This is a genomic window from Lunatimonas sp., assembly GCF_020832325.1.
Classification (GTDB): Bacteria; Bacteroidota; Bacteroidia; order Cytophagales; family Cyclobacteriaceae; genus Lunatimonas.
The window spans coordinates 43,041-57,560 of sequence record NZ_JAFIEU010000011.1 but is presented as its reverse complement, the minus strand read 5'-3'; the positions used below and the strand labels follow the sequence as shown (position 1 = coordinate 57,560).

The window sequence follows — 14,520 nt, the reverse complement described above, 5'->3', positions numbered from 1 at the left end:
AGCAGGGAATAGGAATGGATTTACCACTGATTGATTTAGCCGTATTTTTGATTTACATGCTTGCGATTGTGCTCTTTGGGGCATCGTTTTATTACAAAAAGCGTTCTGCAAACGATTTCATTACCGGAGGTGGCAAACTACCCTCTTGGGCAATCGGCATGTCTATTTTTGCCACCTTTGTCAGTAGTATCAGCTTCCTAGCACTACCGGGAAATGCATACCTGAGCAACTGGAACGGCTTTGTATTCAGTTTGTCCATTCCTTTTGCTGCCTGGTTGGCAGTAAAATTTTTCGTGCCTTTGTATCGGGGCATCAAAAGCCCCTCGGCGTACTATTTCCTGGAAACGAAATTTGGATCTTGGGCCAGGGTGTATGCGTCCATTTGTTACCTGCTGACGCAGCTAGCCAGAATGGGAGCTATTATGTACCTGCTGGCACTCCCCATGAATGCCCTGTTTGGGTGGAGTATACCTGTCATTATCGTGGTTACGGGCATTAGCGTGCTTATTTATTCCATCATGGGCGGGTTTGAGGCGGTAATTTGGACGGATGCCATTCAGGGGATCATCCTGATTACCGGTGCCCTTGCCTGTGCGGGTATCCTGCTATTTTCCATGCCAGAGGGTCCGGGTCAGGTATTCGAAATTGCCAAGGCGCAGGAGAAATTCAGTCTGGGGAGTTTCCGGCTTAGCTTTTCCGAATCCACGTTTTGGTTGATTCTTATTTATGGTCTATTTATAAATGTACAGAATTTTGGCGTCGACCAAAATTACGTGCAGCGCTATTTGAGTGCAAAAAACGAAGCCGAGGCAGTTAAGTCCACCCTCATGGGCAGTTTGCTGTATGTGCCGGTTTCCCTGCTGTTTTTTTTTATCGGTACTGCGTTGTTTGCCTATTATCAGGCGGTGCCAGACATGCTTCCGGGGGATCTTTCTGCGAGTGAAAATGCGGATAAGATTTTTCCTTATTTTATCGTGAACGGTCTACCAAAAGGTATGACCGGATTGCTGATAGCTTCAATTTTTGCCGCGGGGATGAGTACCGTGTCTACCAGCGTAAACAGCTCGGCAACTGTGATCCTTACAGACCATGTCAAAAAATACCTGAACCCTCAGGTCAGTGAAAAAGGAGAAGTAACCACGTTAGTGGTGGCCTCATTGATCATGGGATTACTAAGTATCCTGGTGGCCCTTGCCTTTAACGGCGTGACGAGTGCCCTAGATGCTTGGTGGGCTCTTTCGGCAATCTTCAGTGGAGGTATTTTGGGGCTGTTTCTGCTCGCCTATGTAGGTAAGAACATCCGACAAAAATATGCAGCGATTGGCGTGGCGTTGGGTGTTCTGATTATCGGATGGATGAGCCTATCACCACTTATTTCCGATGGAAGCGGCTGGGTATCGTTTCGAAGTCCTTTTCATGCCAACCTCACCATAGTGTTTGGAACCGTGGTTATTTTCCTGGTTGGATTTTTGGGAACCGCATTGGCGCATAGAAAAAGCAAGGTTCAGGAATGAGTTTTGCTTTTTTTCTTGATCGATTTCGAGGTAAATGCCAGGATAACGATCAGCACCAGGAGGATAAACAACACGGCGTACTCAAAATTTAACCAAATATCTGATCGGGCTTTGATTTCATAAGACCTAACGGTCAGTTTAGCACCCTCTTCCAGTTGGATGTTTGAGAGCTCTCTCAGGTCGGTCAAGACCCTTTCAAAATCCGCGTTGAAGCGGTCCACAGAGACTTCGAAATCATGGTTTGCAGTTTGGTCGGTGTCAAAGTAGGTTTGGATTTCCAGTTTATTGGTAATCAGGTCTTTGAATTCAGCCAAGTACTCAGCTTCTTTGGGAGTCAATTTGGTGGTTTCAAAGTCTTCGATTACAGACAATATTCGGTTATGGTAGTCGATCACTTCATCTTTTACAGCCAAGTATTCTTCCATCGATGCACACTCAGACACAAGCAGTCGCATCCGAAAAACCATCTCCGTAATAGAAAAAATGTGTTCTTGAACGACTAGCCTGTCGTCATACACAGATATAAATGCCTCTTCCAGTTCAGCGACGTTCTGTTTGTCAATGATACTTTTGATAAAGATCAAAAAAAGGACCGCACTCAACGCAATGGCCATTTTTATTTTAAACCGAATAAATGCACTTTCTTTCATGTGTTTATTTTTTGTTTTTCAAAGGTCAGATGGAATCTCGCATGTTTGCCCCGATAGCTATCGGGGCATTCCAATGTGTGACGGCTACGTCATGCTCGATTTCATGTGTCTATAATTGTTTTTCAGCGATAACGATTTGTCCCCGTGTCTCGCTTGTTCCATGCCTTTCCTACAGGCCCTATCTCAAATCAAGGCAGTATAAGCCGACGGCTAATTCTGTGGACAATATATAAAAATATTTATACGAAATGAATGATATCCATGAAAGAACCCTTTATTTCCTTTTCGGTAGGGTAAAGCTAAAGGTACTTCCGACACCCAGCTTACTTTCTACAGAAAGTTCTCCGCGATTTTTCTCCAAAAAATCCTTCACGAGTATGAGTCCTAGGCCGGTGCCTTTTTCTCCTGCGGTGCCGTATCGTTTGTTTTGAAAATTTGGCTTAAATAACTTCTGAAGGGTATCTGTGTCCATACCTATGCCAGTGTCCTTTACCGAAAACCTCCAGCTATTGGGCGCGTCTTCTTCTCTGATGATGGTCACTTTTCCGCCTTTATGGGTGAATTTTAAGGCATTGTTAAGCAGATTTCGGATGACCAGATTGATCTGGTCTTTATCGGCCCAACACGTTGTTTGAGGGGGTATTTGGTTGTCAATGTGGATCAATTTGCTTTGGGCAATCGGTCGATAGAGATCCAAATTATCCGTAATCAAATCGTTAATCTGGATCTCAGAAGGCTCTGTAGTGATTCCTTTCATTTGGGTTTTGGCCCATTGTAGTAGATTGAGCAGGGTGAAATGCACGTGCTCCACCTCGTGTTTAAGTTTGTGGGAGACCTGTAAAAACTCATCCTGGGAGAGGTTTTCATCCAGCGTGTATTGCATCAGGCTGTTGAGCGAGTTGATAGGACTTCGGAGGTCGTGGCTAACAATCGAAAACAATTTATCCTTTGTTTTATTTACTTCTTCTAGGTTTTTGGCAATGGTCTCTATTTTTTCCTTTTGTGCGGTGGTCTCTTGGTATAGCCTTTCCAGTTCGTCCTTTTGTTTGGTTACCTGTAATCGTGCTTTACGGTGGATTTTGACGGATCGCACCGACACGGCCAACGCAAGAGTCATCATGATCAAAAGCGCAATGATCCCGTTTCTGACTACTCGAGCGGTTTCGTTATTTCTGGCTAACTCCCGCTCTCGTTGCTGTTGCATGAAATCGGCTTCTTCTCTTTCGAGTTTGTATCGTTCTTCCAAGTCTTTACGAACTCTCAAGGAATCGGAATTAAACGCCGAGACATAGAATTCTTTGAATAGTTTGTAGTGGTGCAGGGCCTGCATGCCCTCGTTGCGCAGCTCGTATACCTGGCTGATTAGTTCGTGTATTTCACCTTGTCGGAGACGGATATCGTTACTTTCAGCTATATAAAGTGCTTCTTGCAGGTAGGGAAAGGCTTGGTTCGTATTTGACATGCCTAAATGTGCCCGTGCCAAACCTACCAAATCTGCACTGATACCCTCGTAGTCTTCCATTTCCCGGTCCAATTCCAACGACACCTTGAAGTGCTCGATACTTGCAGGGAAATCTTCTTCGGCAATAGCAATTTGACCTAAATTATGATGTACAATAGAAAGAAGATAATTGTTGTTGGATTTTTCTGCAGCCTCCTTTAAATTCTCTAGCAGCTTAGAAGCTTCATCGTATTTTTTTTGGCCTTTGTACACCAATGCAATATTGGTAAGTAGGGACTCAAGGTTTTCGGTTTGTCCCAGTTGCTCCCGTATCTGTAGCGCACGTTGAAAAAAAGCCAGAGCTCTTTCATTTTCTCCAATCACTGAAGCAAGCAGGCCCAGATTGTTTAGGGTGCTTGGTAGTTCCGATGTCAGCTCGTTTTCTTCTTTGATTCGTAAAGCCCGTAGGTAATATTCTACCGAAGAGGAATAATATCCTAGGTCTTCAAAGGTGCGGGCTTTTGTGGACAAAAGGTTTGCTTGTCCTTTGGGGTAGTCCACGTCCTTGTTCACCAGAAGTCCCATGTCCAAATAGAAACGTGCACTGTCGTATTTGGAGACTCGATTGTAAAAGCCACCTAGGTTTCTATAAGCATCAATGATCCCAATTTGATAGCCAATGGATTTACTGAGTGACAATGCGGCAAAGGCATAATGGCGTGTGGAGTCGGGATAATAGTTATATAGCTCTTGCGAAAGTCGATTTAGCAGGTCAGCCTTTTCAGTGGAAGTAGCCTTCTCTAGGACTTTCAACTGCTGCCTAAGCTGTGTTGCAGTTTCGGTTTGGGTGTATGCAAAGGGGGGTAGGAATACGGTCAAAAAGGCTATGCTTAGACCACAAAAAACAGCCAAAGCAGCCGAAGGCTTTGCTTCTTGGTGAAAAAAAAATTGGTCTAATTTGTCTATCAGCATTTGATACTTGAAATTTGCGCAAAATCCTCTTCAGCACTGATCACTCGCAATAGGTCCTTGCAATTTAGCGAGTTTTGGCTGATCATTCGTTTTTTTTTTTACAGATTTATGAAGATATCATTAAGAATATCTTTCATTTCATTTAAAAATCGTAAGTTACGATACTACTGATTCAGGTGTGTGAACAGGTGTATTTGTAATTATCAGGCAATTATCTGTATGAAATTAAATAAATCTAATTTTTGGTAAGGTTATATAAAGTATTTTTTGAAGTAGAAACACACCGCAATTCCTTAATAGTGTGCTTTTTGTTCTGTTCAAATTTACTAAAAAATCTTTAAAAAGGCTAAGTAAGCTAATATAGAAAAAGGGATTTGCGTTTGTTTATCTAGTAGGTAGGATTTCTTGGTTTTGGTGTTTTTACCGGTACCTATTTCCATATCCTGGTTGTTTACTGTAAAACACGAAAGAACTGCCCTACTTAGAACAGTTCTCTCCGACGTAACTTAAAGTGATCCCGCTGGGGCTCGAACCCAGGACCCTAACATTAAAAGTGTTATGCTCTACCAGCTGAGCTACGGAATCATATAAAATAGAAAAACCGATGGGATCGGTTTCTGGTGCCTTTCACTACCTAACATAGCCGGCGTTCCGGCATTTTATGGTGATCCTGTCAGGACTCGAACCTGAAACCTACTGCTTAGAAGGCAGTTGCTCTATCCAGTTGAGCTACAGGACCCTGATTCTCTGAACAAATAAAGGCTTTTTACTTTTCAAAATTCTATACAGCAGCCGGTATTTGTAGATGCTTTAGGGGTAAATCAGAGATATTCGCACCCAAAATAACCCCTTTTTCGAAAGGTGTTGCAAAGGTAAAATAAGATTTTTTAAATACCAATACTTTAAATAAAAAAGCATATTTTAAATTGATTTTTGGACAGTAAGTGATTAATTTGATGTTTTATTTCCTGCACATGTCCCATAGTACCTCACCCGGAATAGACGATTTTTATTCCAAGAAGATCAGTGAATTGCGTCTCCGCGAATTGCGGGTATTTCCGTCTGAAATGCCGGTACACGAGGTGGCCAGGCACATGGCTTCGGAAAAAATTAGTTGTGTATTTATAGGTAAGGGCACGCAAGAACTCTCGGGGTTTATCACAGACATCACCCTTCGTGACCGCGTCTTAGCCATGAATCTGCCTCCAGCGATCCCCGCAGGTGAGGTGATGGACCGCAACCTGGTGGCTATAGATCATGAAAGCTACGTCTATGAAGCGCTCTTGTTGATGTTCAGAACAAAGACTCGTTACCTGTTGGTCCGACATGCCGGCGGCTACGTGGGGCTAATCAGCAGAAACAAAATTCTCACTGAGCCGTCCAAGTCTCCCTTTCTGTTTATTCAGTCTGTCAAGCAGGCAGTCTACAAAGAGGAGTTAAAAAGGAAGTGGGAAAAGGTTCCAAAGATTGTGTTCAAGCTGATCCAACGCGGAGTAAGGGCAGAGATAGTCAATCAAATCATTTCCACCATAGCCGACACCATTATCATACGGGTGATCGAGAATGTGCTCAAGGAAATCGGTCCCCCTCCAGCGAAGTTCGTCTTTTTTACGGTAGGTAGCGAGGGGAGGATGGAGCAGACGTTGAAAACCGACCAAGATAATGCCATCATTTACGAAGACAAGGGGAACTTGCAGCGGGAAATCGTGAGGGACTATTTTTTGGGGTTTGCCAAGGAGCTTTCCTTGCGACTGGATTTTATTGGGTTTGCCTTTTGTCAGGGAGGTTATATGGCCCAGAATCCCAAATGGACCCATTCGCTGTCGCATTGGAAGAAAAATTATGAGGGTTGGTTTTTGGAGTCCTCTCCCGAGACCGTGATGAAGTACGCGTTGTTTTTCGATTGTCGCCCACTATACGGTGAGTTTTCGCTATTGGAGGATCTGAAAGCGTTTATGGCCGAGCAACTAGAAAACCCCCTTGAGCGTTTTTTCTACAACATGACGCTTAATGCGCTTCAGTTTAACCCTCAGCTCACTTGGTTTAACAATATAAAGACGTTTAAAGTAGGCAGAGCTGAGGTGTTTGACATTAAGCGGGCAATGAGTCCCATGGTAGAGGCCATTCGGATCTATGCACTTAGTGAAGGGATCTTTGAGACCAATACGGGAAAGCGATTGAAGCTGCTCCAGGAGAAGGGAGTCATCGACGGCAAAACCTACACGGAATGGTATAATGCCTATTATTACCTGATGGCGTTGAGGTTGGAGTGTCAGGCGGCACAGATCATCAAAGAAGGAAGGGATCCGCAGAATTACATTGAAATTTCCGGGCTAACAAAGGTACAGCAGGTGACCATCAAGGAGATCTTCAAGGTGATTGGAGACCTTCAATTAAGAATTAAGATTGAATTTACCAAGTCCTTTTAAACCGTTGGGACTATTTTGATTTCCTACCCGCTCATAATTTACTAGCTTCGCTGTTCAAACTAAGACGATCGTTTGCTTCGTCAGGTATTCGTATGAAGGAAAGGAATACGCAATTCGGGTCAGATCCCATTGGTTCGCTGTTGTTTCAACAGGCGGTTCCGGCTGCAGTGGGGATATTGGTTCTATCCATCTACGGGATTGTGGATACTATTTTTGTAGGTCGATTTGTGGGTTCTCTGGCTATTGCGGCGATTACGGTCGTGTTGCCCATTTCGTTCTTGATATCCAGTATAGGAATGGCGATTGGTGTTGGGGGTGCCTCTATCATTTCCCGTGCTTTTGGAGATAGAAACACCGAAAAGGCCTATAGCACCTTCGGGAATCAACTGGGCATGACGTTATTCCTGGGAGTGCTCGTGGTGGCGTTTGGAATGTATTTTCAAGAGCCGATCGTACAGCTTTTCGGGGGCAAGGGAGACGTGCTTACTGCTGCCAAAGAATTTTTCACCATCACGTTGTACGGGGTTCCGTTTTTGGCCTGGGCCATGATGAGCAATAATGTAATTCGTGCCGAGGGATACCCAAAGGTGGCCATGTACACGTTGATTGTTCCCGCTGTATACAATATCGTGCTAGACCCCATTTTTATCGTTGTCCTAGATATGGGACTAGCTGGGGCTGCATGGGCGACTACCCTATCTTATATGGCCAGTGCGGGTTATACACTTTGGTTTTTCGTGTATGGGAAATCCTCCATGCAGATTTCATTCAAGTACCTGAAGCCTAATTTTCAGATCATGCGGGAAATAACCTCTCTGGGTTCGGTGACACTCGCCAGACAGGGCACCGTAAGCGTACTTGCTATTGTTCTGAATGGCCTTTGGGTTGGAAGGGGTATGGTATGCCTTTCCTTTGGCAGATACCGGGGCAGCAGCTATTTCCTATTTCTACTTGAAAAAAGGAGAAGGGGCGCTCTAGTAGCTACCATCCGTATTTGTCGGTATTCCAGTCTTTTTTCAGCAGTTCCTGTTTCAAAAGGAGCAGCTTACCGGATTCCAGATCTTCCGAAAGGATGACTCCCGGGCCAAGGATGCTTTCACTTCCCATTTTAACACCTGGGAGCAAAATCGAATTGACCCCTGTTCGGCACTGATCACCAATATAACAGGCATTTGCCCAATCTGGGTTTGTAAGGAATTCCCGTCGTCCTTTTACTCGCTGCGTGCTGAGGGCATCGTCAAAGCGCAGAGATCCGCAAACCGTACCCGCGCCGATGTCTGAATTTTCTCCCACCATACCGGCAATTTCCATGTAGTGGTATAAATATACATTCGGGAAAATCACACCCGAGAGCTCTGCGCCATGCAGTACCTTGCACCGGTTTCCTACGACACTTTCCGTATCGATGTAGCAGCCGTAGCCGATCTCGCACTGATCACCGATGACCGACTCGCCGCGGATAAAGGCTCCGTTGTCTATGATGGTATTGTCGCCCACCCACAGGTTGCCTTCGACGATCACCTGCCTGCCTATTTTGGAGTTTTTTCCCAGCCGGACCTTTCCTTGTATGCTGGCAGTGGGATCAATGACTGCTCCATCGAGTAAAGTGTTTGTCAAAATCTCCCGGCAACGCTGACGGGCAACCGTCCGGTTAGCCTCTAGCAAGTGCCAAGGTTTGTCGATATCCATTGCAAAGCGTTGGGCTTCCATCGCTTTAACGGGAACGCCCGCATCAAGCATTTGGATTAGGCCTGCTTCCAGAAAGTTTTCTTTAGGTGCCATCATGCCTACGTCTACCTGAGGAAATCGGGATGGCGCGGTCAAAATAAAAGGAAGATAGTCAGCATGCAGCAAAAATGCCAAAAAGTGGTGGGTGGTTTTGTCCCGGGAATGCGCAGCCACATAGCTTAAAAAGCCGTCTTGGATGCAAGCGCCGATGTGGTTGCGCGAGGGCTCTACATGTTTGGTAAGCAACGCGGCGGCTGTTCCCACCCCCAGTAGTTGTGCCAGATCAACCCTGTCGATCCAGCAATCCCCATAGATAACCAAGACCGGTTCTTCTTCCTCCTTGGGAAAGGCTTTCGCTAGGCTCTCCGCTGTTCCGCTAGTTTCACCTACCGGGTGTACTTCCACCGTCGGGTCTCTGATGAAGAGCTGCATAATGGTTGGGCTATCTCTATGGGTAGCAACGATAATCCGTGTCATCCCCAATTCTTTCAGTGTGTTTACTTGGTGCACCAGGAGGGGTTGGTTGGCGATCGGCAGAAGGCATTTTGGGCGGTAAGTATCGTAAGGCCATATTTTGGTACCTTTTCCAGCGGTTAGAATTAGGGCGGTAGGCATAGGAGTTTCAGATTTTTCTAGTAATCTTCAAAGCTTGCTGTCTCCTAATTGGATCGAAAAAATAGATCACCAAAATCAGAGAAAAAGCCATTCGGATCATACCTTTTTTGGATTAACATTTCGTGCGCTAAAAGTAAAGATAAAAGGATATTCCTATATTTTTCCAGATGAATAAACAAAAAAAAGCCCCGGCCAATAGACCGGAGCCTTTCCTCTACAAACCTAACCAACTTTAATTACCTGAGTCGCCTCCCGACGGAGTGTACCGCCGCTCGGCATTTTTTATGTTTTAAACCCTTTCGGGCATCTGTTCTTTTTTGTCTTCACCTTATTATACGGCAAAGATAGGTCGTGGGACGTCCTTCAATTGGTGATAAATGTCATATAACGGGATGATTTTTAAGCCCTTTTTAAATGGTGAACTTTTTTCTGCGCGAGTGAGACTGGAGAGATAATTTAACTTGCTGATTTATATTTGGTTTTAGGAATGTTCGCCTTAGGAGAAACTTAATATTTCGTTTTAAAAACCTCAAGAGAATTGTTTTTCTATTAAATAATTTGCTTAAATTTAGATTTACTAATAATATTAGTTGCTTTTTGAGTGTATATACTCTTTATTATTCATATATTTGGTGAACGATGAATGAGCTTAATATTTTATTAGTCGAGGATAATGAGGGAGATATCTTCATGGTTTCTGAGGCGTTGGAAAATTTGTCGGTTCCTGTAAAGTTGGTAAATCAACGAGATGGTCAGCTTGCGGTAGAATACCTTTCGGAACTGGTTCAGCTTACGCCAAGAAATCTACCTGACTTGATCTTGTTGGATATCAATCTGCCCAAAAAAAGCGGGCACGAAGTGTTGCGGTTTATTAAATCTCATGATGCGCTTAGGCATATCCCGGTAATCATGTTGACGACTTCGTCTGCACCGGAGGATGTACTGGCGGCCTATCAAAACTATGCTAGCAGTTATGTAACCAAGTCGAGTTCAGAAAACGACTTGAATCGGGTGATGGAGCTGGTAGAGGATTTCTGGTTGAATTTAGCCCGACTGCCGTCCCGACATTAAATTAGGGGTTTTTCCATCACAAAGTCTTCCATCAGATAGCCTTTGCCGATGGGTATTGTCTCCTCTGCGACTACTTGGAAACCGGCTTTTTGGTAGAATGCCATCGCAGGCTGGTTGAATTTGTTCACATTTAGGGTGAGGCTTTCGTCGCCGGCTACTAATGCCCTTAGGCTGATTTCGCTGCAAAGTGCGCGACCCACGCCGAGGCCTTGTGCGCTTGGGAGTACATATAACTTGTTGATTTTGGTGTTTTTTTTGCCTTTACATCGACATTCATAGGCAGCAAAGCCGACGGGAGTTTGGGTCTCGTCCAAGCCGAGTAGAAAAATGGTTTGTTTTGCTTTGATTAGTTCGGCGAGCGTTTCCCTTCCATACATCATCTCCAGCATATACGTAATTTGATCTGGAGAAAGGATCTTATCAAATGTCACCGGCCAGGTCCTGTGTGCGATGGACTGAATAGAGGGGATATCTGCCAACGTGGCTGTTCGAATGCGCTGCATTTTCGTACCTGTTATTTTTGTATGATGATCGGTCAACCTTTGCCTCAAAAATACGTAATCGGTGTGGCTCACGAGGGGATTTGGCGCATTTTTTCACCTTGGGCCGGAGCGTAGGCTTTAGCGCTGCATTTTTTGTTAATTTTGGATATGGAAAATCCGAAAGCACCCCAAGAGCAGGCCAATAATCCACTGCATGGTATCACGTTAAAGGCAATTGTGGAGCACCTTCTGGAGGTATACGGGTGGGAGGGCCTGGGGCAACGAATACAGATACGCTGCTTCACGCACGATCCCTCGATACAATCCAGCCTAAAGTTCCTTCGGAAGACGGAATGGGCCAGAAAGAAGGTCGAAGACCTCTATTTGTACTCGCTTAAGACACGTAAACGAAACTAGGTCAATAGACATATAGTGGGTTGGTGTACACCCAGGGCACGGAGTTTCCATTTAGTGTGATGCGGCAGACTATACGGTAATTACCTGGTTCTGATATGCTCTGTTCATACTGGTAACTGCTTTCACTGCTGTCAATTAGTTCACCGTTTTTAACAAGTTGAAAATGTACCGGGTAAGGAGAAACCGCTCTAAGCTGGGAAACCTGGCCCAAGGGAATGGAATCTCCCATGATTCCTGCAATTCCCAGGTCTTTTCCAACAGCAACGTATTGAAAGCCTGTTGCTTCCAGTAGGCTTTCAAAGGATACAAATGCGTTACCAGCCTCCAGGCCTTCCTTGATTGCGCGGCTGCTAAGTTCTTGGGCGAAAACATGGGTTTGTACGTACTTAAAGGAGTGAAAATAGGTGTCCAACTCCCATTTGAATGACCAACCGGCCAAATCGGGCTCGCCCAGCAGCCATTTTTCTTTCCAACCGGGAGTCGCTACACGGATGGTTTTGGCATTTGGTCCTACCCATTCTACGTTTCCATCTTCCAAGTATCGGGCACGAAGGCTTTGATTATTATGTACGTCCGGGGCGCCGTATCCGATAATCTTTCGGTGTTGGTTCAGGGAGTCCCAAAGAGCCAAGATATCGGTCTGCTCGTCAAATATTTCCCGATAGGTCCAGTGTTTGTGATTTCTTCCGTTAACGGCGCTGTTTAGCAAAAAAGGGAACAGGCCCTTCTCATCAAGTAGGTCAGTGTGTATGTTGTAGATTTCCATCCCTTGATAATGGGGGTTTCCCCAGTCGTGATCCTGTTCGGTATGTAAGTACAGGACTAGGCCGCCATTTTCGGTAATCTCTTTAATCAGGGAATCTTGGTGGCTTCCCCAGTCCAACACAGTCTCTCTAAGTGGAGAGACCATCAGGAGGTTAGACTCTGTACCCGGCTCAAAAAGGATCCCGTCATGGAAACCTCGTATGGATCGGGGAAAAGAATCCAACGCATGCCGTTTGTGATCGGAAAAAAAAACGAAGTCAAGCTTAGCCTCTTTTGCGGCCGGCAAAATTTCATCCAGTACACCGCGGCTGTCGTGCGACCAATAGGTGTGGGCATGCAATGCACCCTGATAGCTAGGAAGGGAAATTATCTGTGGAGGTTGACGGTATTGCTGTTTGAGTGCCTCGATTTCCCGGTCCAAGCGTGGGTAAACTACCCACCGGTTCCAAAGTGAAGGTGTCAAATAATAGGCTGTTGCGAGGAAGACGATAAGCAACAGCCATTTTGAAAGGGTTATCAAAAATCTGGAAATTCGCGTTAGTACATGCATAGGAAGGTGATGACAGTACAGACATTACCGGATTTTCAGGCAATAAGGCTATTCCTAGGATATCAAGGGTACTTTTTTTGTGCGTTTTGTACTTCAGATATACCGATTTACGAAGCCAGAGGAAGGTAGGCTAATTCGGATCGGAAAATTCTAACGCAGGTACACTCGATGGAGGACGTATATCCATGGGTTCAGAGGAGGAACTGGGTACAGGTGCATTCACGAATAGATGTAGCGGTAACTCTCTAACCCGATCGGCATCTTGTATCCGAATGGTAACCCTCGGCAGGGAAGAGGACGAGCCATCTGTACGTTCACGGACTTCCAATACATCAAAGGCAACTACGCCCAGGTTGGCACCCTGTAAGTTACCTTCGAGCGGGGAATAATTGATGCTGATATCACTGTCGTACACTACCGCAAATACCGTCTGACCTACCAGCATTGCCAAACCAGTAGCACGGAGTGGTGTTACGTTGGGCACTTCATCCAATAGGACCTCGCGGTCATCATCGGGCACCGAAGCCCCTAAGCCAGGTCCGGGGGCCAAGTAGTTTCTTAGCCCATTGTCGGTAGGGCCTGCCTCAATCCAAGAGGTTGGGATGGTTTTTAGGGCGAACCATCCTTCGTCACCCACCTGCCCGGTGTACAGTGTGATTTCTCTGCCCACGTTGCTTTCAAAATACCGAAGGGTGGTACGAAGGCCCACATCGGCCAACTGATCGTTAACGTCTTGCGCTGAAAAATTATTGGGCTCATTGCCGTTATCGATACTTTCTTCGTCAATTAGAATAAAAACTGCCCGGTTATTTTCGGAATCAATAGGTCTTGGATCGTCGTCTGTTTCACAGGCAAAGATACCAAGTGCTAGCAGGGGAATAAACAATAGAAATGGTTTGTTCATCGGATTTTCATAGTATGTTGAAAGTCGCACCTCGCCCCGTCACAAGGGTCTGGTTTGCTAGTCTCGGCAGAGCAAAATACGCTACTTGGCTTTGCTCCTTACCCCGTATTGGTGGGGGTGTTCCCTAGCAGATTGACAGTATCACCATGCGAATTCAAAAACTGTACCAAGTGGTTTGGCAAAACAAAATGGGGCAGGGTTTAAAGCGATTCTCTTATGTTTTCAGCCCATCGATTTCCTCTTTGGACGGCTCGCCGCCCCTAAGGGCTTGTAGGATTACCTTCTAGTTCCCACAGAATAGACCAAACCTCCTTGCTAGCCTCGGTGGATGGACCAATCAGGTAGAATTCGAAAATTATTCGAATTTACCCGTGAGAAAATCTCTGAATTCCTTTGTGTCGAAATTACTCATGCCCTCTTGGTAAAAGACAACCTTCCCCTCGGGACTGACAACCAAGGTGGTAGGAATAGCCTGACTGGTCAGCGAGGGGTTTAGACCATAGGCAGCGTGAACAATGGGGAACGCATAGCCTTTCTCTGAAACGAACTTTTTACTTTTCTCAAAGTCGTCGTCCAAAGCGATCATCAGAAATGCCACATCGTCTCCACTGACTTTTTTATATAGCTCCGAAATGTGGGGCATCTCTGCCCTACAGGGAGGGCACCAAGTTGCCCACAGGTTGATGAAAAGTGTTTTGCCTCGGTACTGCGAGAGACCTACCCGGTCTCCATCAGTGTCCAGAAACTGTCCCGAAAAATCGAATGACTGCTGCTCCTTGTTTTCTAGGGTGACTTTAGGTTTTTTGAGTCCTGTACTAAGTATCAAGGACTGTAGTCCGCCCATGATCGGTGTGATCAATCCTGTGAAATACAGGAGTGCGAAAGTACCTAAGACGATGCCCCAGCTTTTTGCTTCTTTTTTCCAATCCATTACTCGGTTTCTTTACGTTAAAAAGATAATTTTCGATTCAACGACAAGTAT

At 45.3% G+C, this 14,520-nt stretch carries 12 protein-coding genes and 2 tRNA genes; 5 read left to right on the top strand and 9 right to left on the bottom strand.

Annotated elements, in window-relative coordinates:
* Nucleotides 1–14 precede the first annotated feature (14 nt).
* Nucleotides 15–1,514, top strand: coding sequence for a sodium:solute symporter (locus tag JJU34_RS03480; RefSeq protein ID WP_228690937.1), 1,500 nt, complete (start codon nucleotides 15–17; stop codon nucleotides 1,512–1,514).
* On the opposite strand, the gene JJU34_RS03475 is transcribed toward JJU34_RS03480, so the two are convergent.
* From JJU34_RS03475 to JJU34_RS03460, 4 genes are all read right to left on the bottom strand, one after another.
* Entirely contained in the window at nucleotides 1,505–2,164 is a 660-nt protein-coding gene (locus tag JJU34_RS03475; RefSeq protein WP_228690936.1) for an MCP four helix bundle domain-containing protein, read from the bottom strand. The two genes, JJU34_RS03480 and JJU34_RS03475, sit on opposite strands and share 10 nt — an antisense overlap.
* Nucleotides 2,165–2,438: 274 nt before the next feature.
* Nucleotides 2,439–4,577 carry an ATP-binding protein gene (locus JJU34_RS03470; protein WP_228690935.1) on the bottom strand — a complete coding sequence of 713 codons (2,139 nt, stop codon included), beginning with the start codon at nucleotides 4,575–4,577 and terminating at the stop codon, nucleotides 2,439–2,441.
* A 512-nt stretch (nucleotides 4,578–5,089) separates the two neighbouring features.
* Nucleotides 5,090–5,162: transfer RNA gene (locus JJU34_RS03465), tRNA-Lys, on the bottom strand.
* A 77-nt stretch (nucleotides 5,163–5,239) separates the two neighbouring features.
* Nucleotides 5,240–5,316: transfer RNA gene (locus tag JJU34_RS03460), tRNA-Arg, on the bottom strand.
* A gap of 235 nt (nucleotides 5,317–5,551) precedes the next feature.
* On the opposite strand from JJU34_RS03460, the gene JJU34_RS03455 reads away from it, so the two are divergent.
* Nucleotides 5,552–7,006 carry a DUF294 nucleotidyltransferase-like domain-containing protein gene (locus JJU34_RS03455; protein ID WP_228690934.1) on the top strand — a complete coding sequence of 485 codons (1,455 nt, stop codon included), beginning with the start codon at nucleotides 5,552–5,554 and terminating at the stop codon, nucleotides 7,004–7,006.
* A 92-nt stretch (nucleotides 7,007–7,098) separates the two neighbouring features.
* Nucleotides 7,099–8,082 carry an MATE family efflux transporter gene (locus tag JJU34_RS03450; protein ID WP_228690933.1) on the top strand — a complete coding sequence of 328 codons (984 nt, stop codon included), beginning with the start codon at nucleotides 7,099–7,101 and terminating at the stop codon, nucleotides 8,080–8,082.
* Here JJU34_RS03450 and JJU34_RS03445 read toward each other — a convergent pair.
* Nucleotides 7,988–9,349, bottom strand: a complete 1,362-nt coding sequence (locus JJU34_RS03445; RefSeq protein ID WP_228690932.1) for an NTP transferase domain-containing protein — start codon at nucleotides 9,347–9,349, stop codon at nucleotides 7,988–7,990. The two genes, JJU34_RS03450 and JJU34_RS03445, sit on opposite strands and share 95 nt — an antisense overlap.
* Nucleotides 9,350–9,988: 639 nt before the next feature.
* On the opposite strand from JJU34_RS03445, the gene JJU34_RS03440 reads away from it, so the two are divergent.
* A complete protein-coding gene (locus JJU34_RS03440; protein WP_228690931.1) occupies nucleotides 9,989–10,420 on the top strand; it encodes a response regulator in 432 nt (143 codons plus the stop codon).
* On the opposite strand, the gene JJU34_RS03435 is transcribed toward JJU34_RS03440, so the two are convergent.
* The gene (locus JJU34_RS03435) at nucleotides 10,417–10,923 is read right to left on the bottom strand and encodes an N-acetyltransferase (protein WP_228690930.1); all 507 of its coding nucleotides are present in this window, start codon (nucleotides 10,921–10,923) and stop codon (nucleotides 10,417–10,419) included. The two genes, JJU34_RS03440 and JJU34_RS03435, sit on opposite strands and share 4 nt — an antisense overlap.
* Before the next feature lie 147 nt (nucleotides 10,924–11,070).
* On the opposite strand from JJU34_RS03435, the gene JJU34_RS03430 reads away from it, so the two are divergent.
* Complete coding sequence (locus JJU34_RS03430; protein ID WP_228690929.1) at nucleotides 11,071–11,319, top strand: VF530 family protein; 249 nt, start codon at nucleotides 11,071–11,073, stop codon at nucleotides 11,317–11,319.
* Nucleotide 11,320: 1 nt separating this feature from the next.
* Here the strand turns inward: JJU34_RS03430 and JJU34_RS03425 are convergent, their stop codons facing one another.
* The 3 genes from JJU34_RS03425 to JJU34_RS03415 all read right to left on the bottom strand — a co-directional run bounded on the left by JJU34_RS03425 (nucleotide 11,321) and on the right by JJU34_RS03415 (nucleotide 14,469).
* Nucleotides 11,321–12,634 (bottom strand): hypothetical protein, encoded by a 1,314-nt coding sequence (locus JJU34_RS03425; protein ID WP_228690928.1) that lies wholly within the window; start codon nucleotides 12,632–12,634, stop codon nucleotides 11,321–11,323.
* A gap of 130 nt (nucleotides 12,635–12,764) precedes the next feature.
* A complete protein-coding gene (locus JJU34_RS03420) occupies nucleotides 12,765–13,538 on the bottom strand; it encodes a hypothetical protein (RefSeq protein ID WP_228690927.1) in 774 nt (257 codons plus the stop codon).
* 355 nt (nucleotides 13,539–13,893) lie between these two features.
* Nucleotides 13,894–14,469, bottom strand: coding sequence for a TlpA disulfide reductase family protein (locus JJU34_RS03415; RefSeq protein WP_228690926.1), 576 nt, complete (start codon nucleotides 14,467–14,469; stop codon nucleotides 13,894–13,896).
* Nucleotides 14,470–14,520 lie beyond the last annotated feature (51 nt).